Annotated in this window: 24 protein-coding genes; 9 read left to right on the top strand and 15 right to left on the bottom strand. The window is 71.1% G+C overall.

Annotated elements, in window-relative coordinates; all coding sequences use genetic code 11:
• Nucleotides 1-163: 163 nt before the first annotated feature.
• The 8 genes from ACX12L_RS11405 to ACX12L_RS11440 all read right to left on the bottom strand — a co-directional run bounded on the left by ACX12L_RS11405 (nucleotide 164) and on the right by ACX12L_RS11440 (nucleotide 5,745).
• Nucleotides 164-1,324, bottom strand: coding sequence for a DSD1 family PLP-dependent enzyme (locus ACX12L_RS11405; protein WP_459262666.1), 1,161 nt, complete (start codon nucleotides 1,322-1,324; stop codon nucleotides 164-166).
• Nucleotides 1,308-1,952 (bottom strand): histidine phosphatase family protein, encoded by a 645-nt coding sequence (locus ACX12L_RS11410; protein ID WP_459262667.1) that lies wholly within the window; start codon nucleotides 1,950-1,952, stop codon nucleotides 1,308-1,310. Before ACX12L_RS11410 ends, ACX12L_RS11405 begins: the two co-directional genes overlap by 17 nt.
• An 8-nt stretch (nucleotides 1,953-1,960) precedes the next feature.
• Nucleotides 1,961-2,392, bottom strand: a complete 432-nt coding sequence (locus ACX12L_RS11415; RefSeq protein WP_459262668.1) for a YjjA family protein — start codon at nucleotides 2,390-2,392, stop codon at nucleotides 1,961-1,963.
• Nucleotides 2,393-2,489: 97 nt separating this feature from the next.
• Nucleotides 2,490-3,149 carry a DUF4136 domain-containing protein gene (locus tag ACX12L_RS11420; protein ID WP_459262669.1) on the bottom strand — a complete coding sequence of 220 codons (660 nt, stop codon included), beginning with the start codon at nucleotides 3,147-3,149 and terminating at the stop codon, nucleotides 2,490-2,492.
• Nucleotides 3,150-3,203: 54 nt separating this feature from the next.
• Nucleotides 3,204-4,136, bottom strand: a complete 933-nt coding sequence (gene ttcA, locus ACX12L_RS11425) for a tRNA 2-thiocytidine(32) synthetase TtcA (protein WP_459262670.1) — start codon at nucleotides 4,134-4,136, stop codon at nucleotides 3,204-3,206.
• A gap of 7 nt (nucleotides 4,137-4,143) precedes the next feature.
• The gene (locus ACX12L_RS11430; protein WP_459262671.1) at nucleotides 4,144-4,536 is read right to left on the bottom strand and encodes a dihydroneopterin aldolase; all 393 of its coding nucleotides are present in this window, start codon (nucleotides 4,534-4,536) and stop codon (nucleotides 4,144-4,146) included.
• Between the two features lie 4 nt (nucleotides 4,537-4,540).
• Nucleotides 4,541-4,954 carry a dihydroneopterin aldolase gene (locus ACX12L_RS11435; protein ID WP_459262672.1) on the bottom strand — a complete coding sequence of 138 codons (414 nt, stop codon included), beginning with the start codon at nucleotides 4,952-4,954 and terminating at the stop codon, nucleotides 4,541-4,543.
• Nucleotides 4,951-5,745 (bottom strand): SDR family oxidoreductase, encoded by a 795-nt coding sequence (locus ACX12L_RS11440; RefSeq protein WP_459262673.1) that lies wholly within the window; start codon nucleotides 5,743-5,745, stop codon nucleotides 4,951-4,953. Before ACX12L_RS11440 ends, ACX12L_RS11435 begins: the two co-directional genes overlap by 4 nt.
• 162 nt (nucleotides 5,746-5,907) lie before the next feature.
• Between ACX12L_RS11440 and ACX12L_RS11445 the strand changes: the two genes are divergently transcribed.
• The 4 genes from ACX12L_RS11445 to ACX12L_RS11460 all read left to right on the top strand — a co-directional run bounded on the left by ACX12L_RS11445 (nucleotide 5,908) and on the right by ACX12L_RS11460 (nucleotide 8,724).
• Nucleotides 5,908-6,993, top strand: coding sequence for a class I SAM-dependent methyltransferase (locus ACX12L_RS11445; protein ID WP_459262674.1), 1,086 nt, complete (start codon nucleotides 5,908-5,910; stop codon nucleotides 6,991-6,993).
• Between the two features lie 26 nt (nucleotides 6,994-7,019).
• Nucleotides 7,020-7,424 (top strand): VOC family protein, encoded by a 405-nt coding sequence (locus tag ACX12L_RS11450; protein WP_459262675.1) that lies wholly within the window; start codon nucleotides 7,020-7,022, stop codon nucleotides 7,422-7,424.
• Between the two features lie 3 nt (nucleotides 7,425-7,427).
• Entirely contained in the window at nucleotides 7,428-7,622 is a 195-nt protein-coding gene (locus ACX12L_RS11455) for a DUF2905 domain-containing protein (RefSeq protein ID WP_459262676.1), read from the top strand.
• Between the two features lie 142 nt (nucleotides 7,623-7,764).
• Nucleotides 7,765-8,724, top strand: a complete 960-nt coding sequence (locus ACX12L_RS11460) for an ROK family protein (RefSeq protein ID WP_459262802.1) — start codon at nucleotides 7,765-7,767, stop codon at nucleotides 8,722-8,724.
• On the opposite strand, the gene ACX12L_RS11465 is transcribed toward ACX12L_RS11460, so the two are convergent.
• Genes ACX12L_RS11465 through otsB form a run of 3 tightly spaced genes read right to left on the bottom strand, consistent with a single transcriptional unit; the run spans nucleotide 8,685 to nucleotide 12,636 of the window.
• Nucleotides 8,685-10,076, bottom strand: coding sequence for an alpha,alpha-trehalose-phosphate synthase (UDP-forming) (locus ACX12L_RS11465; protein ID WP_459262677.1), 1,392 nt, complete (start codon nucleotides 10,074-10,076; stop codon nucleotides 8,685-8,687). The two genes, ACX12L_RS11460 and ACX12L_RS11465, sit on opposite strands and share 40 nt — an antisense overlap.
• Complete coding sequence (locus ACX12L_RS11470; RefSeq protein WP_459262678.1) at nucleotides 10,073-11,875, bottom strand: glycoside hydrolase family 15 protein; 1,803 nt, start codon at nucleotides 11,873-11,875, stop codon at nucleotides 10,073-10,075. Before ACX12L_RS11470 ends, ACX12L_RS11465 begins: the two co-directional genes overlap by 4 nt.
• A 5-nt stretch (nucleotides 11,876-11,880) precedes the next feature.
• Entirely contained in the window at nucleotides 11,881-12,636 is a 756-nt protein-coding gene (otsB, locus tag ACX12L_RS11475) for a trehalose-phosphatase (RefSeq protein ID WP_459262679.1), read from the bottom strand.
• A 142-nt stretch (nucleotides 12,637-12,778) separates the two neighbouring features.
• Between otsB and trxC the strand changes: the two genes are divergently transcribed.
• The gene (gene trxC / locus ACX12L_RS11480; RefSeq protein ID WP_013517498.1) at nucleotides 12,779-13,225 is read left to right on the top strand and encodes a thioredoxin TrxC; all 447 of its coding nucleotides are present in this window, start codon (nucleotides 12,779-12,781) and stop codon (nucleotides 13,223-13,225) included.
• Here trxC and ACX12L_RS11485 read toward each other — a convergent pair.
• On the bottom strand, nucleotides 13,214-14,461 hold the full coding sequence (locus tag ACX12L_RS11485) for a multifunctional CCA addition/repair protein (RefSeq protein ID WP_459262680.1): 1,248 nt from the start codon (nucleotides 14,459-14,461) through the stop codon (nucleotides 13,214-13,216). The two genes, trxC and ACX12L_RS11485, sit on opposite strands and share 12 nt — an antisense overlap.
• 66 nt (nucleotides 14,462-14,527) lie before the next feature.
• Here ACX12L_RS11485 and ACX12L_RS11490 point away from each other — a divergent pair, with 66 nt between their 5' ends.
• The 4 genes from ACX12L_RS11490 (at nucleotide 14,528) to ACX12L_RS11505 (ending at nucleotide 18,401) form a co-directional block, all read left to right on the top strand.
• A complete protein-coding gene (locus ACX12L_RS11490; protein ID WP_459262681.1) occupies nucleotides 14,528-15,511 on the top strand; it encodes a sigma-54 interaction domain-containing protein in 984 nt (327 codons plus the stop codon).
• Nucleotides 15,512-15,695: 184 nt separating this feature from the next.
• The gene (locus ACX12L_RS11495) at nucleotides 15,696-17,057 is read left to right on the top strand and encodes an acyclic terpene utilization AtuA family protein (RefSeq protein WP_459262682.1); all 1,362 of its coding nucleotides are present in this window, start codon (nucleotides 15,696-15,698) and stop codon (nucleotides 17,055-17,057) included.
• 14 nt (nucleotides 17,058-17,071) lie between these two features.
• Nucleotides 17,072-17,392, top strand: coding sequence for a DUF4387 domain-containing protein (locus ACX12L_RS11500; protein WP_013517502.1), 321 nt, complete (start codon nucleotides 17,072-17,074; stop codon nucleotides 17,390-17,392).
• 37 nt (nucleotides 17,393-17,429) lie between these two features.
• Nucleotides 17,430-18,401, top strand: coding sequence for a tripartite tricarboxylate transporter substrate-binding protein (locus ACX12L_RS11505; RefSeq protein WP_459262683.1), 972 nt, complete (start codon nucleotides 17,430-17,432; stop codon nucleotides 18,399-18,401).
• Nucleotide 18,402: 1 nt separating this feature from the next.
• Here ACX12L_RS11505 and ACX12L_RS11510 read toward each other — a convergent pair whose 3' ends face one another.
• From ACX12L_RS11510 to ACX12L_RS11520, 3 genes are all read right to left on the bottom strand, one after another.
• Nucleotides 18,403-19,173 (bottom strand): metallophosphoesterase family protein, encoded by a 771-nt coding sequence (locus ACX12L_RS11510; RefSeq protein ID WP_459262684.1) that lies wholly within the window; start codon nucleotides 19,171-19,173, stop codon nucleotides 18,403-18,405.
• Between the two features lie 19 nt (nucleotides 19,174-19,192).
• On the bottom strand, nucleotides 19,193-19,879 hold the full coding sequence (locus ACX12L_RS11515; protein ID WP_459262685.1) for a glutathione S-transferase family protein: 687 nt from the start codon (nucleotides 19,877-19,879) through the stop codon (nucleotides 19,193-19,195).
• 75 nt (nucleotides 19,880-19,954) lie between these two features.
• Nucleotides 19,955-20,527, bottom strand: coding sequence for a 5-formyltetrahydrofolate cyclo-ligase (locus ACX12L_RS11520; protein ID WP_459262686.1), 573 nt, complete (start codon nucleotides 20,525-20,527; stop codon nucleotides 19,955-19,957).
• Nucleotides 20,528-20,538 lie beyond the last annotated feature (11 nt).

Raw genomic sequence — 20,538 nt, forward strand, 5'->3', positions numbered from 1 at the left:
CTATCGCATCAATGGCTGACAAAGAGCTCATCGGGCGCGTTCGGGTCATGCCTGAACACTGGATCACCTTGCCGAGCCGAACTTCCATGGCGAAACTCGCGTTCATCGGCGGTACTTCAACGGCCTGTTAGGGCACAGTGTGCCCGTATGTCTTGCTTGGCGTCTACGTCAGTGCGCCGCGCGCATCCACCGCGATGATGCGCTCCACCACGCCATGCTCCAGCCCGCCGCGCACGCCGATCAGGTGGTCGTGCAGGTTCACCGTGGGGTCGCAGTGGCCGGGGATGAGCCACAGCGTGTCGCCTGGTGCGGGCAGCCGGGCCTGGGGGCCTTCGGCGTAGAGGATGCCGTGCTCGTCGCCGCCGTTGGCGTAGCGCAGCGCGCGCCCGGGCGCCAGGCCGTGCACCAGCGGCAGGCCGCTGTCGATGGCGTGGCTCTTGTGGCCCGCGTCGCAGACGGCGTGCGTGGCGCGGGCCGAGATGACCTGGGTCTTGACGAACAGCGCGTGCTCGAAGGCGGGCTGGGCGGCGTCGGGCTCGTTGGCGGCGTAGTCCGCGTCCATGAACAGGAACGAGCCGGCCTGCAGTTCGCCGTACACGCCGCTGGCGGCCTCGTGCGCCAGGGTGCCGGTGCCGGCGCCGGTGATCAGGGGCACGCCCAGGCCCGTGGCCTCGATGAGGGCACGCGTGCCCGCCGCGGCCGCTGCCGCGCCGGCAATGGCGGCGCGCCGCTCGGCCGCGCTGCGCAGGTGCTGGGCCCGGCCGTGGTAGGCGTGCAGGCCGGCGAAGTGCAGGCGCGGCTGGGCGGCTGTCGACCGCGCCAGCGCGACGGCCTCGGGGCCGGGCGGCACGCCGCAGCGGCCCTGGCCCACGTCGATTTCCACGAAGACGTGGATGCCCGCATCGCTGCCCGCGGCCGCCATGGCCTGCGCCAGGCGCGTGATGCCCTCGTGGCTGTCCACGGCGATCGCCAGGCGCCCGCCGCTTGCGGCCAGTTGGGCGGCAAGGCGCGCCACGCGCAGCAGCTTGTGCGGCGCGATGACCTCGTTGCTGATGAACAGGTCGCGCCCGCCGCCGGCGGCCAGGGCTTCGGCCTCGGAGAGCTTTTGCACGCAGTGGCCGCAGGCGCCGGCGCGCTCCAGCAGCAGGGCCAGCGCGGCGCTCTTGTGCAGCTTGGCGTGCGGGCGCCAGCGCATGCCGTGCCGGCGCGCGAATGCGGCCATGCGGGCGATGTTGCGCTCCATGGCGTCCAGGTCGATGACCAGGGCCGGGGTGTCGATGGCGTCCACGTCCTGGCCGACGAGAGCGTCAGGAGTGGATTTCATCGCGGCTGTGCTGTTCCAGGTGCTGCGTGTCGGCCCAGCCCACCAGGGTCAGGCCGTTGCCGCCGGTCCACAGCAGGCGGTTGATGGCGGCGTTGGTCAGCTGCCAGGTGCGCGGCGCCTGCAGGTCCAGGCGCGTGGCCAGGCGGTACAGCACGTCCATCACGCCGCCGTGCGCCACCAGCACGATCTGCTGGCCAGGGTGGCGCGCGGCGATGGCATCGACGGTGGCGGCGATGCGCTCGCGCAGCATGAGGAGGGATTCGCCCCCGCCGTCGGGCACGAAGTGCGGGTCGCGCTTGCGCCAGCGCAGGGCCTGCTCGGGCGATTCGCTCTCGATCTGCTGGAAGGTGCGGCCCTGGAAGCTGCCGAAGCTGCGTTCGCGCAGGCCGCGCTCGCTGGTGAGCGGCGCGCCCGTGGCCCGGGCCACGGCCTCGGCGGTGGCCCAGGCGCGCAGCAGGTCGCTGCTGTAGAAGGCGGCCACGGGCTCGTCGGCCAGTGCCTGGCCCAGCTGGCGCGCCTGCCACAGGCCGGTGTCGTTCAGCGGGATGTCCAGGTGGCCCTGGATGCGCGTGTCCACGTTCCAGGCGGTCTCGCCGTGGCGTATGGCGATGATGCGGGTGGCTTGCATGGCAGGGTTCAGAGCAGCGACTTGGCGTTGTCGAGCACGTAGTCGCAGGCCTTTTTCTTCAGGTCGCCCTTGACCTTGTCGAGGTTGAAGCTCTGGCCGCCCGAGCCCGTCACCATGCCCGACAGGCCGCCGAGGTAGCCCTCGTCCTTGGGCTCTTCCTTCGGGCCCAGGCCCATCTTGCCCAGCAGCTGGCTTTTCACCTGGGCGGCCTTGTCGGCGTTCAGGTAGTTGTTCTTCATGCAGTAGGTGATCACGCCGGCGGCGTTGCCGGCCGTGCCCGAGCTGGTCAGCCCCATGGCCGACAGGGCGGACATGTCGGCGCCGCCGCCCGCGCCGCCGATCTGGCCGCGCAGGGCGTCCCCCAGGCCAGCGGCCTGTGCACTGGCGCCCGGGCCGCACAGGCAGGCCAGCAGCAGGCCGGAGAGGGCGATGTTCTTCATGGTGGTTCCTTCCAAGGGTTGAGTGGCACGGCACCAGCGCGGGCACCCAAGGCTACGTTAGCACGGCCGGGCGCGCATGAATGTGCCGGTTTGCAAACTACCGCGTGGCGCCCGGCGCCGCGGCGGGGGCGGGCGGCGGCGCGGGGCGGCCGGTGTCCGGCATGACTTCGGTGCGCACGCTGCGCTGGCCCTGCGGCGGCTGCGGAAAGCCGCTGAGCGCCTGGTCGAACAGCACGCCGTAGATGGCGGGGTCGCTGGTCCACACGTCCTCGTAGGTGGCCGAGGTCTCGTACACCACCTGCTGCGTCGCCGCGTCGCGCAGCACCAGGCTGACCTTACGGTGGTACAGCGTGGGCGGGGCGTCCATCATCCAGTTCATGCCCCAGCCCCAGCGCCCGCCGTAGCCCAGGCCCCAGCCCCAGCGGCCGTAGTACGGGTCGGGGCCGTAATAGGGCCAGTTGCGCGGCATGGCATAGCCGCCCTCGGCGCCCAGCTGCGCGATGAGGCGCGGGCGGGTTTCGTCGCGCCGCAGGCCGACCTTGGCCAGGGCCGCCTCGGCCTGTGCCTCGATGGCGGCGAAGGCCGCGGCGTGGGCCTGCTGCGAGGGCAGGCGCTCTATGCGGTAGGTGGGAGGGCTGGGCAGTGCGGTCAGGGTGGAAAAGCTGCTGACATCGCTTTCCACCCGGCGCGGGCCGGCGCAGCCGGCCAGCAGCGCGGCCGCGGCGCACAGGGCGAGGATGTGGCGCATGAAGGTCATGGTGGTCTCTCCTTGGGGCGGCTGGCCCCATGCACCCCGATGGTACGGCGGGTCTCAGCCGATCTGCACCACCTGCATGCCCGGCAGGCCGGGCGCGGCCGGGAACTCCTCGTGGTCGAACGCGGTGTCGCCATCGGGGTCGGCGATGCCCGTGGCCTTGGCATTCCTGAAGTCGTGCAGCTTCGGGTCCATCAGGTGCGTGGTGACGACGTGGCCCATGGCGCGCAGCATGCTCTCGATGCGGCCGGGGAACTTCCTGTCCCATTCGCGCAGCATTTCGCCCACCACCACGCGCTGCAGGCCGTCCTGGCTGCCGCACAGGTTGCAGGGGATGATGGGGAACTGCTGGTACTGTGCCCAGCGCGCCGTGTCTTTCTCGGGCACGTAGCACAGGGGCCGGATCACCACGTGCCGGCCGTCGTCGCTCACGAGCTTCGGGGGCATGCCCTTCATGCGCCCGCCGTAGAACATGTTGAGCATGAGCGTGGCGACGATGTCGTCCCTGTGGTGGCCCAGGGCCAGCTTGGTGCACTTGAGCTCGTCGGCCACCTTGTAGAGGATGGCGCGGCGCAGGCGCGAGCACAGGCTGCAGGTGGTCTTGCCCTCGGGCACCACGCGCTTGACGACGCTGTAGGTGTCCTGGTTCTCGATGTGGTATTCCACGCCGATGCTCTTGAAGTAGTCGGGCAGCACGTGCTCGGGAAAGCCGGGCTGCTTCTGGTCCAGGTTGACGGCCACGATGTCGAACTTGACCGGGGCGCGCTTTTGCAGGCGGCGCAGGATGTCCAGCAGCGTGTAGCTGTCCTTGCCGCCGGACATGCAGACCATGACGCGGTCGCCCTCCTCGATCATGTTGAAGTCCAGGATGGCGCGGCCGACCTCGCGGCACAGGCGCTTTTCCAGCTTGATCTGCTCGCGCTCGATCTTGCGGTTGTCGGTGGCGGGTTCCTCGCCGATCCAGTCGGCGGCGTTTGCAGTCGTGTTCATGGGGGTGTTACCACTGTCCGGTTTCGACGCGAATGGCGACTTCGCAGTCTTCAAAGATTTCGAGTTTGGCGATCTTCACGCGCACGCCCAGCACGCCGGGCAGCTGCATGAGCCGCTGCGCCAGCTTGCCGATCAGGCTCTCCAGCAGGTTCACGTGCTCGGCCGTGCATTCGTCGATGATGATCTGGCGCACCTTGCGGTAGTCCAGCACATGGCGGATGTCGTCGTCGCGCGGCGCCAGGGGCTGCGGGCCCAGGTTCAGCTCGGCGTCCACCTGGATCGGCTGGGGCGCGGTCTTTTCATGGTCGAGGATGCCCAGGTTGGCATCGAAGCGCAGCCCGGTGAGCGTGAGCGCCTGCCGGCCTTCGCCAGGGCGGGGAGGATGGAAGGATTCGGTCACGGTTTCACCAGGGCTTGATGCATACCCGCTCCACCCCCACGGATGCGCTGTCGGGGTAGACGTCGGGCTTGCGCGTGGCCACGCGCACGGCGTGCACGTCGCCGCGCTGCAGCAGGGCTGCGGCAATGGCGTCGCACAGGGTTTCCTGCAGCTCGTGGTGCTGGCTGCCGACCTCGCGAGCGACGACGTCGCGGATGAAGTCGTAGTCCACGGTCTGGGAGATGTGGTCCCGGGCGGCGGGCGCGTGGTCGAGCTTGACGCACAGGTCCACGTCGAACCACATGCGCTGCGCGGCCTGGCGCTCGTGGGCGTGCACGCCGATGCGCACGGGCACCTCGTGGCGGCGCAGGCTCAGCGCGCGGCACTCGGTGGCCAGGCGCGCGTCCAGTGCGCCGAAGGCAAGCAGGATGGAGTTCATGGGCGCGGATTTTCCGTTATGGCAAACATCACGTCGCGCGACAGGGGCACCAGGTGCTGGCCGTTGTCGGCCTGCAGGGTGCAACCGTTCAGGCTGGCGTTGCCCGCGATGAACACGGCGCAGCGCGCCACGTCGGCCGGCGCAATCGGCGCGCGCAGCAGGTTCACCTGGCTGGCCGCGTCGAAGTTGTCCTGCGTCTGCGGGCCGCTCGGGTAGATCAGCCCCGGCGACAGCCCGCACACGCGCACGTGCGGCGCCAGCGCCTGGGCCTGCAACTGCACGCTGCGCTCCAGCGCCAGCTTGCTCACGGTGTAGGAGAAATAGTCGGGGTTGAGGTTGTGCACCTTCTGGTCCAGCACGTGGACCACGCTGTAGCGCCCCTGTGCCGCCACCTGCTGCGCCAGCAGCCAGCCGTGCAGGGCATTGCCCAGCAGCAAGGGGGTGGCCGTGTTGGTCTGGAAGTGGCGCAGCAGCAGGCCGGCGCTGGCGGTGCGCGCATCGTCGGCCTCGAAGATGGAGGCGTTGTTGACGATGCAGCGCGGCGCCGTGCCCGCCAGCGCCAGGCACTGCTGCAGCAGCCGCCCGGCCGCATCGGGCTGCGCCAGGTCGCCGTGCACCAGCAGGCATTCGCGCCCCAGGGCCTGCACGGCGGTCTGGGTCTCCTGCGCGCCGGCGCGCGATGCGCGGTAGTGGCACAGCACGTTCCAGCCCGCGGCGGCGAAGGCCAGTGCGATCTCGCGGCCCAGGCGGTGCGCGGCGCCGGTGACCAGCACCCAGTCGGCAGGTTTCATGCGGCGGCTCCCTGGCTGAACACGGGAAATACAATGCCCGCCATGCCGCGCGCCCGCAGCGGCCACGCCGGCGGCGCAGGCCGGCATGGGGCCTGCAGGGGGAATGGGTGGGGAAGATCGCTCATGAAACCGGCACACCAGGCGCGCGCAAAACCCCAAATTATGACCACCCTCACCGAATTGCTGGGCGAGCGCATACGCCAGGACATCGCCGCGCAGGGCGGCTGGATGGGCTTCGACCGTTTCATGGAGCAGGCCCTGTACACCCCCGGCCTGGGCTACTACGCCAACGACCTGCAAAAGTTCGGCGCCCTGCCGCAGGGCGGCAGCGACTTCGTCACCGCGCCCGAGCTCTCGCCCGTGTTCGGCCGCGTGCTCGCCAGCCAGGTGCGCGAGGCGCTGGACGCCACCGCCACCGACGAGGTCTGGGAATTCGGCGCCGGCAGCGGTGCCCTGGCCGCGCAGCTGCTGGGCGCCCTGGGCGAGCGCGTGCGGCGCTACACCATCGTGGACCTGTCGGGCAGCCTGCGCGCGCGCCAGCAGGCGCTGCTGTCGGCGTTCGAGGGCCGCGTGGCCTGGGCCGACCGGCTGCCCGAGGCCATCGAAGGCGTGGTCGTGGGCAACGAGGTGCTGGACGCCATGCCCGTGCAGCTGCTGCATCGCAGCGCCGGCCAATGGCACGAGCGCGGCGTGGGCCTGGGGCCGGACGGCGGCTTTGCCTGGGTGGACAGGCCCACGCCGCTGGCCCCGCCGGTGGAGATCGCCGGCGGGCACGACTACCTGACCGAGATCCACCCCCAGGGCGAGGCCTTCATGCGCACGCTGGCCGCGCGGCTCGCGCGCGGCGCGGCCTTCCTCATCGACTACGGCTTCGGCGAGGACGAGTACTACCACCCCCAGCGCGACATGGGCACGGTGATGTGCCACCGCGCCCACCGCGCGGACGACGACCCGCTGGCCGACGTGGGCGCCAAGGACATCACCGCCCACGTGAACTTCACCGCCATGGCCCTGGCGGCGCAGGACGCGGGCCTCAACGTGCTGGGCTACACCAGCCAGGCACGCTTTCTGCTGAACTGTGGCCTGCTACAAGAGATGGAGCGCCTGCCGCTTGCCCAGCGCGCGAATGCGAGCAAATTGATGCTGGAGCACGAGATGGGCGAGCTGTTCAAGGTGCTGGCCGTCGGGCCGGGCGAGCCGTGGACGCCCATGGGCTTCGCGCAGGGCGACCGCACGCACCGGCTCTGATCTCCCATCAAGAAAGGCCTGACCCCATGTCCCTGAAGATCGACCGTTTCGATCACATCGTCCTCAACGTCGCCGACGTGCAGGCCAGCGCCGCCTGGTACGCGCGCGTGCTGGGTATGGAGCGCGAGGAATTCGCCTCGCGCACCGGCCCGCGCGTGGCGATGAAGTTCGGCCGCCAGAAGATCAACCTGCGGCCCGTGGGCGAGGACGCCGTGGCCTGGTTCACGGGCGCCAACCCCACGCCGGGCAGCGACGACCTGTGCTTCGTCACCGGGCAGGCGGCGCACGAGGTGCTCGCGCATTTCGCGGCCGTGGGCGTGGTGCCCGAGGTGGGGCCGGTGGAGCGCACCGGCGCGCTCGGCCCCATGGCCTCGGTCTACTGCCGCGACCCGGACGGCAACCTGATCGAGGTCGCCAGCTACGGCGGCTGACGCATGCTGCGTTGGGTCATCGCCGTCTTCCTCGCCCTGGTGCTGATCAACGGCATCACGCCCTGGCTCAAGCGCCTGGGGCTGGGGCGGCTGCCGGGGGATTTCCAGTTCCGGTTGTTCGGGCGCGACTGGTTCATTCCGCTGACCAGCACGCTGCTGCTGAGCTTCCTGCTGAGCATGCTGGTGAAGTGGTTGTGAGTGTTTTGGGGCTCCAGCGCTTGTCCATCAAGCGCTGATAGCTATCAATTCTGAAAAGCCCTTGCCCTACACGGGGCACGCGGCGCATGCGCCATGATGGGGTGCCATGTCGCAGCCATCCCTTCCCCTGCCGCCGCCGCCCATGCTGGCCGGCGTGGACATCGGCGGCACCAAGGTGGCCGTGTGCCTGGCCGCGCCGTCCGGCTCCGGCGAACCGCCCGCGCTGCTCGCGCGCCTGAGAGAGCCCACCGTCAAGACCGGCGAGGCCGATGCGCTCGCGCGGCAGGTGCTGCGCCTGCTGGACGCGGCCTGCGCCGCGCAGGGCCTGGCGCGCGGCGACGTGGCGGCCGTGGGCGTCGCATCGTGCGGGCCGTTCGTGCGCCGCGCGGGCCGGGTGGAGGTGAGCAACCCCAACATCTGCGGCGGCCTCGCGGGCGCGCCGCGGGGCCTGGGCAACCATTGGACCTGCGTGCCGCTGGAGGCGCCGCTGGCGCGGGCGATGGGCGAGGGGCGCGTGCAGGTGGCCAACGACGCGGTGGCCGCGCTGGCCGCCGAGCGCCGCTGGGGCGCGCTGCGCGGCGTGGATGACTGCGCCTACGTGACCTGGAGCACCGGCATCGGCGTGGGCCTGTGCGTGGACGGGCGCGTGCTGCGCGGCAAGAACGGCAACGCGGGGCATGCGGGCCATTCCTTCGTCGGCGATGTGGCGGGCGAGCCCCCGCTGTGCGGCTGCGGCAACCGGGGCGACGTGGAATCGCTCGTCGCGGGCAATGCGCTGCCGCGCCGGCTGGGGCTGCAGGCGCCGGCCCTGCTGGAAGCCGCCGCGCGCGGCGACGCGGCGGCGCTCGCGCAGGTGCGCGGGCTGTGCACGCTCATGGGGCGGCTGCTCTACAACCTGGTGGCCACGCTGGACCTGCGGCGCATCAGCATCGGCGGCGCGGTGTTCCTGCACCACGAGGCGCTGCTGCTGCCGCTGCTGCGCGCGGAGCTGGCGCGCCACTTCGCCGTGCTGACCGATGGGGTGGAGCTGGTGCGCGCGGGCCTGGGCGAGCGGGTAGGCGACTACGCGGCGCTGGCGCTGCTCGATTCCTCCAGCGCCTGAAGAAAGCCCTGCCGCCACCAGTGCACGTCGTGGCGGCGTATGCGTTCGAGCAGCCGCTGGTGGCGCCACCGGCGTTCGGCCAGCGGCATGTGCAGCGCGGCCTGGATGGCGTCGGCCATGCCCTGCGTGTCGTAGGGGTTGACGAGCAGCGCCTCTTCGAGCTGCTCGGCCGCGCCCGCGAAGCGCGAGAGCACGAGCACGCCGGGGTCGGCCTCGTCCTGCGCCGCCACGTATTCCTTGGCGACGAGGTTCATGCCGTCGCGCAGCGGCGTGACCAGCCCCACGCGCGCCGCGCGGCACAGGCCGGGCACGCGCCTGCGCGCCACGGTGCGGTGGATGTAGCGCAGCGGCATCCAGTCCAGGGTGCCGTAGTCGCCGTTGATCGCGCCGCACAGGCCCTCCAGTTCCTGGCGCAGGTCGGCGTAGGCGTGCACGTCGTCGCGGCTGGGCGAGGCGATCATCACCAGCGTGGCGCTGTTCCGGTTCTCGGGGTAGCGCTCCAGCAGCTGGCGGAAGGCCCGCACGCGCTGCGGGATGCCCTTGGAGTAGTCCAGCCGGTCGATGCCCAGCAGCAGCTGGCGGCGCGAGTATTCGGCGCGCAGGTCCTCGAAGGTGTGCACCGCGTCGGGCGCGGCGGCCAGGGCCTGGAACTCCTGCACGTCGATGCCGATGGGAAAGGCCGCCACGCGCACCGTGGCGCCGTAGGCGTGCAGGCGCTGCGCGCCGAGTGCCTGCGCGCCGGCCTCGGTGACCATGCAGCGCGTGAGGTGGTCCGCGTCGGCCCCGCTCTGCAGGCCCACGAGGTCGTAGGCGAAGAACGAGCGCATCAGCCATTCGTGCTGCGGCAGCGCGGCCATGACGAGCGGCGGCGGCACGGGGATGTGCAGGAAGAAGCCGATGCGCTGGCGGCAGCCCAGCGCGCGCAGCTCGGCAGCCAGCGGGATCAGGTGGTAGTCGTGCACCCAGATCAGGTCGTCATCGCGCAGCAGCGGCAGCAGCTTGCGCGCGAACATCTGGTTCACGCGCCGGTAGCCGGCGAGGTAGGCGGGGTCGAACTGGGCCAGGTCGAGCCGGTAGTGGAACACCGGCCACAGCACGCTGTTGGCGTAGCCCTGGTAGTAGGCGGCGTGGTCCTCGGCGCAGAGATCGACGCTGGCCAGCAGCACCTTGCCGGCCTGGCGCGTGCGCAGGCGGCCCTCGCCGGGCGCGAGGTCCGCGGCCGTGGCGCCGCTGGAGCCGAACCAGAGCCCGCCCGTGCGCGCGAGTGCGTCGCCCAGCGCCACGGCCAGCCCCCCGGCGGCGGGCTTGCGCGGATCGGCCAGGCGGTTGGAGACGACGACGAGGCGGCTCATATCACCGTGTCCCACGGGGCGGACAGGCGCATGGCCGCGTTGATGACGCCGACCATCGAGTACGTCTGCGGGAAGTTGCCCCACATTTCGCCCGTGGCGGCGTGCGTGTCCTCCGACAGCAGGCCCAGCGGGTTGCGCACGGCGAGCATGGCCTCGAAGATCTCGCGCGCCTGCTGGCCCCGGCCGGTGCGCGCGAGCGCGTCGATGCGCCAGAAGGTGCAGATGTTGAACGAGGTCTCGGGCCTGCCGAAGTCGTCGGCGGCCTCGTAGCGGCGCATGTAGGGGCCGTCGCACAGCGTCTTCTCCATCGCGTCGAGCGTGCCCACGAAGCGCGGGTCGGCGGGGTGGATCAGGCCCACCTCGGCCATCAGCAGCACGCTCGCGTCCAGCTCGCTGCCGCCGAAGCTCTCGGCGAACGCCTGGCGCGCGGGGCTCCAGGAGCGCTCCAGGATCTCGCCCTGCATCTGCTGCGCGTGCAGCTGCCAGTAGCGCGCGCGCTCGGGCAGGCCCAGCGCGGCGGCTATTTTTGCGAGCCGGTCGCACGCGGCCCAGCTCATGAGCGCCGACGAGGTGTGCACGCGCGCGCGGGTGCGCAGCTCCCACATGCCCGCGTCGGGCTGGCCGTAGACCTGCACGGCGAGCTGGCCGATCTTCTCCAGCCGCGCGAACTCGGCGCTGCCCGCCGGGTGCAGCAGGCGCCGGTCGTGGAAGGCCTGCGCGGCGCCGAGCACGATGTTGCCGTACACGTCGTGCTGGAAATGCTCCGTCGCCTGGTTACCCACGCGCACCGGGCCCATGCCGCGGTAGCCCGCCATGTGCGGCACGATGGATTCGGGCAGCTCGTGCTCCAGGCCTATGCCGTACAGCGGCTGGATGTGCCCCTCGCCCGCCTTGGCGACCACGTTGCCGAGCCAGCGCAGGTAGTCCTCCATCGTGCCCACTTCCGACAGGCTGTTGAGCGCGCGCACGACGAAGAACGCATCGCGCAGCCAGCAGTAGCGGTAGTCCCAGTTGCGGCCGCTGCGGGCCGATTCGGGGATGCTCGTGGTCATCGCGGCGACGATGGCGCCCGTGTCCTCGAACAGCGACATCTTGAGCGTGATGGCCGCGCGGATCACCGCGTCCTGCCATTCGAGCGGCAGGTGCAGGCGCTGCGTCCAGTGTTTCCAGTACGCGGTGGTCTCCTGCTCGCAGTGGCGCGCCGTGTCGCCTATGCCTTCGGCGAGCGTTTCGTCGGCGCCCAGCAGGAAGTTGTACTCGCGCTGCGCCGTGAAGGGCTGGCCCGAGAGCACGTAGGTCACCGGCGCGTCGGTGTTCAGGCGCAGCGCGAAGGCGCTGCCCACGTAGCGCACGTGGTTGCTGCCGTGCGTGATCGTGGGCCGGGTCTGGCCCCAGTCGTAGAGGACGCGAAGCAGCACGCGGATGCGCGGTGCGCCGCGCACGGGCCGCACGCGGCGCACCAGCATGTTGGGGCGGAAGAGCCGCGAGCGCGCATGAAAGCGCGGCGCGAAGTCCGTCACCTCCAGGCAGTTGCCGTGCAGGTCGGTCAGGCGCGTGCGCAGCACGGCGGTGTTCGGCTCGTACCACTGCTCGCTCGCGGCGAAGTCCTCCAGCGCGATGGCGAAGCGGCTGCCCTCGTCGCCCGGCTGCAACAGCGCGTTGAACACCGGGTCGCCGTCGAAGCGCGGCATGCAGCACCAGACGATGCATGCGCGCGCATCGACCAGCGCGCTGATGGCGCAGTTGCCCACCATGCCGAGCGCGAGCGAAGGCTCGGCCGCGGCCTGCGGGGCGCCCATGGAGGTCATCCCCCGGCCAGCGCGGGCACGGGCTGCGCCAGGGCCCGCGCGGCGGCGCGCAGCCAGTCGCGAACCTCGCCCGGCGAGCCCAGGCGCGCGCGCGCCTGCGTGGGGCCTTCGCCCACCTTCACGCCCAGGCCGCCCAGCGACTGCACGGCGGCGAAGCCCGCCTCGTCGGTCACGTCGTCGCCGATGAACAGGGGCACGCGGCCCGCGAACGGCGCCTGGCGCATGAAGTCCGCGATCGCGCGGCCCTTGCTCGGGCCGGCGGGCTTGACCTCCAGCACGCACTTGCCGCGCATGAGTTCCGCGCCGTCCACCCTGGGCAGGGCCTGCGCCAGCACCTGCAGGCACAGCGCCTCCAGGTGCGGCGCCTGCCGGTAGTGCAGCGCGATGCCGGCGCTCTTGACCTCCACGAGCAGCTCTGGGTGGCTGGCCACGAGCGGGCGCAGGGCGCCCAGCACCGGCGCCAGGTCGAGCACGACCGCGCCGCCGGCGCGGCCGCGGCCCAGGCGGTACTGCGCGCCGTGCTCGCAGGCCAGCGGCAGGCGCAGGGGGTGCAGGAAGCGGTCGATGTCGGCCTCGGTGCGGCCGGTGGCGATGGCCAGCGCGCCGCCGAGCGCGGCGTGCAGCTCTCGCAGGCTGTCTATCACCTCGGGCCGCACCCGCACGGCACCGGGCTGCGCGGCGATGTCGGCCAGGGTGCCGTCGAAGTCGAGGAACAGCGCGTGGTTCGCGGTGGGCAGGGGGGGCGTGGGCATCGCCGTCACCATAGCCACTTCAGGGCGCGCGGGCTGTAGGCCATCGGCGCATTGGGCCTGGAAAGAACAGTAGTTCACAGTTTGTTGCTCCCTGGGCCCGTCCGGGTGCGGCGCCCGTTGAAATCCGCGCCCCGGCCCGCAGATGGCCCCCATGACCACCGAAGCACTGCACATCGTCTGCCCCCACTGCCACACCACCAACCGCGTGCAGGCCGCGCAGCTGGGCAGCGCGCCCGACTGCGGCAGCTGCCACCGCCCGCTGTTCACGGGCGAGCCGCTGGCGCTGGACGCCGCCACGTTCGACCGGCACGTGGGGCGCAGCCACGTGCCCGTGGTGGTGGACTTCTGGGCGCCCTGGTGCGGCCCGTGCCGCCAGATGGCGCCGGCCTTCGCGCAGGCGGCGCGTACCCTCGAACCCCATGTGCGCCTGGCCAAGCTCGATACCGAGGCGCATCCGCAGATCGCCGGGCGCTACGGCATCCGCAGCATCCCGACCATGATCCTGTTCAAGGGCGGGCGGGAGGCGGCGCGCGTCTCGGGCGCGCTGGGCGCGGCCGACATCGCGCGCTGGGTGAATTCAGTCGGCTAATGTGGCCAGCCAGTCGGCCACGGCCTGCACGCGCGCGGCGTGGATCATTTCACCCACTTTTTGGCCTGCAACGCCCATGGATGCTGCGCGAGCAGCTATCACACTGGTAGCGACCGACTGCACCACCGCCAGCGCCGCGTTCAGGCGCGCGCGCTGCGGGTAGGGCGCGTCCTCGAAGCCCAGGCGCCCGCGCGCGTCGCACTCGCAGGCCAGCAGGATCTCGTCCAGCCGCGCCGGCTTGCGGATCGCGTCGCAGCGCTCCAGCAGGCGCACCAGCGCGGCCGCGCCGAGCTCGCCGCTCCTGTGGATGTTGCCGTGCTCGCGCGCCACCACGTCGGCCAGCTCGCGGCAGTCCACGGGCACGCGCAGGCGCTCGGCCACGGCCTTGAGCAGTTTGCCGCTGCGCTGCTCGTGGCCGATGTGGCGCGGCAGCATGTCGGCCGGCGTCGTGCCCTTGCCCAGGTCGTGCGTGAGGCAGGCGAAGCGCACGGCCAGCGGCGCCGAGAGGCGCGCGGCCATGTCCAGCACCATCATCAGGTGCACGCCGGTGTCCACCTCGGGGTGGTGCTCGGGGCGCTGGGGCACGCCCCACAGGCGCTCCACCTCGGGCAGCACCACGGCCAGCGCGCCGCAGGCGCGCAGCACGTCGAACATGCGCGAGGGCCTTTCTTCCATCAGCCCGCGCGAGAGCTCCTGCCACACGCGCTCGGCCACGAGGTGGTCGGCCTCGCCGGCCTGCACCATCTCGCGCATCAGCGCCATCGTCTCGGGCGCGACCGTGAAGTCGGTGAAGCGCGCCGCGAAGCGCGCCACGCGCAGGATGCGCACGGGGTCTTCGCGGAAGGCGTCGGTCACGTGGCGCAGCACGCGCCGCTCCAGGTCGCGCGCGCCGCCATAGGGGTCAAATAGGCCTTCAGCGCCCGTCCAGTCTGCGCTGGAAGCTATTGCATTGATAGTAAGATCGCGCCGCGAGAGGTCTTCCTCCAGCGTCACGTCGGGCGAGGCCTGCACGACGAAGCCGCGGTAGCCGCGCCCGCTCTTGCGCTCGGTGCGCGCCAGCGCGTACTCCTCGTGCGTCTCGGGGTGCAGGAACACGGGGAAGTCGCGCCCCACGGGCACGAAGCCGCGCGCCACCATGTCCTCGGGCCGGGCGCCCACGACGACCCAGTCGTGGTCATTGACGGGGCGGCCCAGAAGCCGGTCGCGCACGGCGCCGCCCACCATGTAGATTTGCATGGATCGAGTGTATCGGCGCCATCTAAGATAGACACCCCGGGCCTTGCCCTCGCAACGTTTTCCGCCATGGACCTGATCGGCGAGCATGCTTCCATCGCGGCCCTGCGCCAGCTGGTGCTGCGCGTGGCCCGCAGCAAGGCCAGCACGGTGCTCATCTACGGCGAGACCGGCACGGGCAAGGGGCTGGTGGCGCGCATGCTCCACCGGCACTCCGAGCGCTGCGAGCGGGAGTTCATCGACATCAACTGCGCGGCCATTCCCGGGGACCTGCTGGAGTCGGAACTGTTCGGCTACGAGCGGGGCGCGTTCACGGGGGCCGCGGGCAAGAAGGAAGGCCTGATCGAGTCGGCCAACGGGGGCACGGTGTTCCTCGACGAGATCCGCGAGCTCGATCCCGTGATGCAGGCCAAGATCCTCACCCTGCTGGATACCCGGCGCTTCCGCCGCCTGGGCTCGGTGCATCCGATCTCGGTGGACGTGCGCTTCATCGCCGCGACCAACCGGATCCTGCTGTCGGAGGTCAAGGACGGCAAGTTCCGGGACGACCTGTACTACCGGCTGCAGGTGATCGCCATCAATATCCCGCCGCTGCGCGAACGCGGCGACGACATCTTCATCCTGGCCGACCGCTTCCTGGCCAAGTACAACGCGGTGTACGGCAGCACGGTGCGCAGGCTTTCGCCGGAGGTGGAGCAGATCTTCCGCGCCTACCAGTGGCCGGGCAATGTGCGCGAGCTGGAGAACCTGCTGGAGCGCATCTGCATCCTGGAGGACGGGGACTGCGTCGAGGCGCCGCACCTGCCCCAGCGCATCCTGCGCGAGGCGCGGGCCGCGCGCCCGGCCGCGGCCGGTGGCGGCGCGCCGGCGCAGGGCTACCTGGAGGCCACCGCGCGGTTCCAGCGGGATTTGATAAACCAGGCCCTGGCGCGCGCGCAGGGGCACATGGGCGCCGCGGCCGAGCGCCTGGCGCTCTCGCGGCACGCCTTGCGCCACCAGATGATCAAGCTGGGAATGGCGCCGGCGAGGGATGGGGCGGACCAGGCCCCTTGATTGCGTGAATTTTGCGCATGATGCGTGAAATCCGCGCGCGCATGGCTCGCGGCGATCGGAGGGTATCTCCAAGTGCCTGAAATACAAGGGTTTTTTCTGCGTTCCTGACTGGCACGGTGCATGCAATGGGTTCTGCGCACGGACGCCGGGGTATCCGGCGGGCCGGCCACAAGGAGAAAACCGCATGCAATCTTTGAAGATCATCTGCCCCAATGGCCACCTGGGCTTTGCGCCCTTGCGCACGGAGAGCTTTCACCTCGGGGTGCAGGCCGGGCCCGACTACATCGCCGCCGACTCCGGCAGCGACGACGTGGGGCCCGTGCCCCTGGGCTCCGACACCTCGACCAGCCCCGAGGCCTGGCAGCGCCACGACCTGGAGGCCATGCTGCTGGCCGCGCGCCGGATCGGCGTGCCGATGATCATCGGCTCGGCCGGCGACACCGGATCGAACAGCCGCGTGGACCTGTACGTGCGCATCGTCCGCGAGCTGGCGCAGAAGCATGGCCTGAAGAAATTCAAGCTCGGCTACTTCTATTCCGAGGTGGACAAGGAGCTGCTGCGCCGCAAGATGCGCGCGGGCGAGGTGGTCCAGGGCCTGGACGGCTTTGCCGACCTGGCGGAGTCCGAGCTCGACGCGACCGACCGCATCGTGGGCATGGCCGGCGTGCACCCCTACATGGAGCTGCTGCGCCAGGGGGCCGACGTGATCATCGGCGGCCGCAGCTCCGATGCCGCGGTGTTCGCCGCGCCCGCGCTGCACCACGGCTTTCCTGCGGACTATTCCTACTACCTGGGCAAGGTGCTGGAGTGCGCGTCGTTCTGCGCCGAGCCCTACGGCGGCAAGGAGACCGTGATGGGCGAGATCTCCCACGGCGACGTGAAGGTGACCGCCATGCTGCCGGCACAGCGCTGCACCATCGCCTCGGTGGCCGGGCATGCGATGTACGAGCGCTCCAACCCCTACGACGAATTCTTCGCGGGCGGGCGGCTGGACATGCGCCATTGCCATTACGAGCAGTTCGACGAGCGCACGACGCGCATCACGGGCTCGCGCTTCGTCCCGTCCGAGAAGATCCGCGTCAAGCTGGAAGGCTCGGGCAAGGTGGGCGAGCGCTACGTGGGCCTGTGCGGCATCCGCGACCCCTACACCATCGCCCACGTGGACCGGGTGATCGAATGGGCGCGCGAGCAGGTGCGCGCGCGCTTCGGCGACGGCGGCTACGAGCTGCACTACAAGGTCTATGGCCGCGACGGCGTGATGGGCGAGCTGGAGCCGCCGCGCAACCAGCCGGGCCACGAGCTGTGCGTGATGGTGCAGGGGGTCGCGCCCACGCGGGAGATGGCCGAGGAGGTCACCCTGACCGGGCTGCGCCAGATGTTCTACGCGCGCCTGCCCGACGTGAAGGGCACGGCCGGCTCGGTCTCGTTCCCCCTGGACGAGGTGCTGCACGCCAGCGCTGCCTACCGCTGGACCCTGAACCACACCGTGGCCGTGGACAGCGGCCTGGAGCTGTTCCCCACCCACATGACCGAAGCCGGCGCCTGATTCGGAGACCTTCCATGACCACGCAGAAACTCAGTGAACTCGCCAAGACCATCCGCAGCAAGAACGCGGGCGTCAACAAGATCACCTTCGACATCATCTTCCGCGATGGCGCCACCTACGAGCGCGTCAAGCGCAGCCGCGTGCTGACGCGCGAAGGCATGGCCGGGCTGTTCCGCATCCCGCCGGAGCGGATCTCGGACTTCGTCGAATACGACCCCGGCTACGCCATCAAATTCACGATCTACCGCCTGCGGCCCAGCGGCAGCGCGGGCGACGGCGACATCTTCGGCGCGCAGCAGTACGCGCCGCTGCTGGACCTGCCCATCCCCGCCTGACCGCCCATTCCATTGCAACGCGAGAAAAGGACTTGCCATGCGCCATTGGATTGCTTCCCTGGGGCTGCTCGCCGGCCTGCTGAGCGCCGCTGCCGCGCCAACCCATGCCCAGCAGGCCGCCGTGCCCAGGCTGGTGAAGATCGTCGTGCCCTTCTCGGCGGGGGCCAGCAACGACGCGATCGCCCGCGCCATTGCCGTGCCCCTCGCCAGGCGGCTGCACACGACGGTGATCGTGGAGAACAAGGCGGGCGCGGCCGGCGTGATCGGTGCCGACGCGGTGGCCAAGTCGCCCGCGGATGGCTCGGTGCTGCTGCTGACCTCCTCCACCTTCCTGACCGCGGCGGCGACCCAGCCGCGCCTGCCCTTCGATCCGGTCGGCGCGTTCGCGCCGGTGGCCATGGTGGCCCAGGGGCCCCTGGTGCTGGCGGTGTCGGGGGCCGCGCCATTCAAGTCGCCCGCCGACCTGGTGGCCGCCGCGCAGGCCAGTCCGGGCACCCTGACCTACGGCAGCGCCGGAGTCGGCTCGGTGGGGCACCTGGCGACGGAGCTGCTGGGCGATGCGGCGCACATCAGGCTGCTGCACGTTCCCTACAAGGGGGCGGCCAACGCGCTGGCCGACCTTGCGGGCGGGCAGATCGACGTGATGATCGGCAACCAGAGCTCCATGGCCGCCCTGATGTCCGGCGGCAAGGTGCGGCCGCTGGCCGTCACGTCCCGGCAGGCGCATCCGGCGTTCCCCACGCTGGCGCCGCTGGCGGCCACCGTGCCCGGCTATGCCATCGACATCTGGGTGGGGGTGTTCGCCCCGGCGGGAACGCCGGCGGCGCTGGTGGAGCGCTACAACCGCGAGATCAACGAGATCGCCGCATCCGCGGAGCTGGCGGCCATCCTCAACCCCGACGGCGCGGTGCCCGCGGGGCTGACGGCCGACGCCTTCGCGGCCCGGCTGCGGGAAGAGCTGGGCATGTGGAAGCGGCTGGCGGCGCGCCACAGGATCGTCGCGGAGTGATTCAGGCGGCCACCTCGACCACCAGCGCCGGGTCGAACAGCGGGTTTTCGTTCACCCCGTCCTTGCCGTAGCCGCGCGGGTTGCACAGCACGCGCGTGCCGTGCACGGCGTAGTCGAAGCTGTCGTGCGTGTGGCCGTGTATCCACAGGCGGGCGCCGCTGGCGGCCACGAGCTGTTCGGCGTCGGACACGAAGATGGCGTTCAGCGGCGAGCCGGCGAAGCGCGGGTGGATGCTTTGCAGCGTGGGCGCGTGGTGCGTGACGACGACCGTGGGGCCGTCGAACGGCTCGGCCAGGGCCTGGCGCAGCCAGCGCACGCTGGCCTCGTGCAGGGCCGCCGCGTCCTGCGGGGTGAACAGCGCGTCGTCCGGCCCCGGGCCCATGCGGATGCGGCTGAAGTCGCGCATGAAGCGCTGGGCCTCGGCCATGGCGTGCTGGCGTTCCGCGTCGCTGGCGAAGATGCGGAAGTCGCTCCACAGCGTGGAGCCCACGAAGCGCACGCCGCCCAGCCGCAGGCTGTGGTTGGACAGCACGTGCACCTGCGTGCCCCGGCTCAGCCGCTCCAGCTCGGCGACGGCCTGCGCGTGGCTCGCGCCATAGAACTCGTGGTTGCCCGGCACGTACAGCACCGGCTTGCCGAAGCCCCGGGCCCAGGCGACGGCCTGCTCGGGCCGGGCGATGTCGCCGGCCAGCACGACCGCGTCGGCGCCGGTGCGCGGGTGCTCCATGCCCTGCACGCCCAGGTGCAGGTCCGACAGGATGTGCAGCCTCATGGTGGCGTACCCTGGCCGTTCAATCGCGGCGCGCGCGGTACGGTTCCTCGAAGTCCCGGAAGTCCGCCTCGGCCAGCGCGGCATCCGTCCAGGCCTTGACCCCCGGCAGCTGCCGCACGCGCTGCACGTAGTCGGCAATCGGCTGGGGCAGCGGCAGGGCGTAGGTGGCCAGGCGCATGCACACGGGGGCGTAGAACGCGTCGGCGATCGTGAAGTGGCCGAACAGCAGGGGGCCGCCGTGGCGCGCCAGCAGCTCGCCCCACATGTCCACCAGGCGCTGCACGTCGGCGCGCACGCCGGGCCGGTCGCGCCAGAGGATGGCGCCCACCTCGGGCAGGCGCGCCTCGATGTTCATGGGGCAGGCGCCGCGCAGGGCGGCGAAGCCGCTGTGCATCTCGGCCGTCACGCTGCGGGCGTGGGCGCGCGCGGCGCGGTCCTCGGGCCACAGGCGCTTGTCGGGGTGGGTCTCGGCCAGGTATTCGGCGATCGCCAGGCTGTCCCAGACGGTGATGCCGCCATCGACCAGCACCGGCACCTTGGCCGTGGGGCTCACGGCCTTGAGCTGGCGCTTGAACTGGGAGTTCGCGTCGAAGCTGTCGAAGCGCACGGGCACTTCCTCGAACGCGATGCCGGCCTGGCGCAGCAGCACCCAGGGGCGCATGGACCACGACGAATAGTTCTTGTTGCCGATGTACAGCTGCAGCATGGCGGGGGTCTCCTTTCGTTGCTCATGAAAAGTGAGCTGCCGGCGCATGCCTGGTAGGCGTTTACCGGGGTTTCTTCATATGGGCCAGACGACGCCGTTGTCGTTCAGTATGGCGTCCAGCGGCATGTCGTGCGCCTCGGGTTCGAAATCGTCGACATAGCCGTGGGTGAAACCCAGGCCCACGGTCGTGGGGCGCGGCAGCAGCGCGGCCAGCGTGCGGTCGTAGAAGCCGCCGCCATAGCCCAGCCGGTAGCCGCCCGGCCCGTAGCCCACGCAGGGCACGAACAGCAGCGTGGGCACGATGACCTCGGTGTCCTTGGGCTTGGGGATGCCGTAGGCGTCCTCCTCCATGGGGCAGCCGGGGTACCAGGCGTGGAAGGTGAGGGTCTTGTGCGCCTTGTCCACCACGGGCAGGCCGATGCGGCGGCGCTGGGGTTCGTCCAGCAGCTCGCCGTCTTCCTTCCAGCGGTGCAGGGCGGGCAGGGGGTCGAACTCGCCCTTGATGGGCCAGTAGGCGCCGATCACGGTGTCCGGGCGGTCCACGAGCCAGATGCGCATCACGCGCTGCAGCAGATCGGCGCGCCGCAGCCGGTCGGGCATGTCCAGGCGTTGTGCTACCAAAGTGCGGCGCAGGGCTGCTTTGTTCATTACATAATACC

The organism is Alicycliphilus sp. T452, assembly GCF_054512775.1.

What these genes read in the sequence shown, in the direction of transcription:
- ACX12L_RS11450 (WP_459262675.1), top strand. Translation starts at nt 7,020, where the DNA reads ATGTCCCTGAAGATCGACCGTTTCGATCACATCGTCCTCAACGTCGCC.
- otsB (WP_459262679.1), bottom strand. Translation starts at nt 12,636, where the DNA reads ATGCCCACGCCCCCCCTGCCCACCGCGAACCACGCGCTGTTCCTCGAC.
- ACX12L_RS11500 (WP_013517502.1), top strand. Translation starts at nt 17,072, where the DNA reads ATGACCACGCAGAAACTCAGTGAACTCGCCAAGACCATCCGCAGCAAG.
- ACX12L_RS11515 (WP_459262685.1), bottom strand. Translation starts at nt 19,879, where the DNA reads ATGCTGCAGCTGTACATCGGCAACAAGAACTATTCGTCGTGGTCCATG.
- ACX12L_RS11505 (WP_459262683.1), top strand. Translation starts at nt 17,430, where the DNA reads ATGCGCCATTGGATTGCTTCCCTGGGGCTGCTCGCCGGCCTGCTGAGC.
- trxC (WP_013517498.1), top strand. Translation starts at nt 12,779, where the DNA reads ATGGCCCCCATGACCACCGAAGCACTGCACATCGTCTGCCCCCACTGC.
- ACX12L_RS11440 (WP_459262673.1), bottom strand. Translation starts at nt 5,745, where the DNA reads ATGAAACCTGCCGACTGGGTGCTGGTCACCGGCGCCGCGCACCGCCTG.
- ACX12L_RS11420 (WP_459262669.1), bottom strand. Translation starts at nt 3,149, where the DNA reads ATGACCTTCATGCGCCACATCCTCGCCCTGTGCGCCGCGGCCGCGCTG.
- ACX12L_RS11455 (WP_459262676.1), top strand. Translation starts at nt 7,428, where the DNA reads ATGCTGCGTTGGGTCATCGCCGTCTTCCTCGCCCTGGTGCTGATCAAC.
- ACX12L_RS11405 (WP_459262666.1), bottom strand. Translation starts at nt 1,324, where the DNA reads ATGAAATCCACTCCTGACGCTCTCGTCGGCCAGGACGTGGACGCCATC.
- ACX12L_RS11445 (WP_459262674.1), top strand. Translation starts at nt 5,908, where the DNA reads ATGACCACCCTCACCGAATTGCTGGGCGAGCGCATACGCCAGGACATC.
- ACX12L_RS11510 (WP_459262684.1), bottom strand. Translation starts at nt 19,173, where the DNA reads ATGAGGCTGCACATCCTGTCGGACCTGCACCTGGGCGTGCAGGGCATG.
- ACX12L_RS11495 (WP_459262682.1), top strand. Translation starts at nt 15,696, where the DNA reads ATGCAATCTTTGAAGATCATCTGCCCCAATGGCCACCTGGGCTTTGCG.
- ACX12L_RS11435 (WP_459262672.1), bottom strand. Translation starts at nt 4,954, where the DNA reads ATGAACTCCATCCTGCTTGCCTTCGGCGCACTGGACGCGCGCCTGGCC.
- ACX12L_RS11485 (WP_459262680.1), bottom strand. Translation starts at nt 14,461, where the DNA reads ATGCAAATCTACATGGTGGGCGGCGCCGTGCGCGACCGGCTTCTGGGC.
- ttcA (WP_459262670.1), bottom strand. Translation starts at nt 4,136, where the DNA reads ATGAACACGACTGCAAACGCCGCCGACTGGATCGGCGAGGAACCCGCC.
- ACX12L_RS11520 (WP_459262686.1), bottom strand. Translation starts at nt 20,527, where the DNA reads ATGAACAAAGCAGCCCTGCGCCGCACTTTGGTAGCACAACGCCTGGAC.
- ACX12L_RS11470 (WP_459262678.1), bottom strand. Translation starts at nt 11,875, where the DNA reads ATGGGCGCCCCGCAGGCCGCGGCCGAGCCTTCGCTCGCGCTCGGCATG.
- ACX12L_RS11465 (WP_459262677.1), bottom strand. Translation starts at nt 10,076, where the DNA reads ATGAGCCGCCTCGTCGTCGTCTCCAACCGCCTGGCCGATCCGCGCAAG.
- ACX12L_RS11460 (WP_459262802.1), top strand. Translation starts at nt 7,765, where the DNA reads ATGCTGGCCGGCGTGGACATCGGCGGCACCAAGGTGGCCGTGTGCCTG.
- ACX12L_RS11415 (WP_459262668.1), bottom strand. Translation starts at nt 2,392, where the DNA reads ATGAAGAACATCGCCCTCTCCGGCCTGCTGCTGGCCTGCCTGTGCGGC.
- ACX12L_RS11490 (WP_459262681.1), top strand. Translation starts at nt 14,528, where the DNA reads ATGGACCTGATCGGCGAGCATGCTTCCATCGCGGCCCTGCGCCAGCTG.
- ACX12L_RS11410 (WP_459262667.1), bottom strand. Translation starts at nt 1,952, where the DNA reads ATGCAAGCCACCCGCATCATCGCCATACGCCACGGCGAGACCGCCTGG.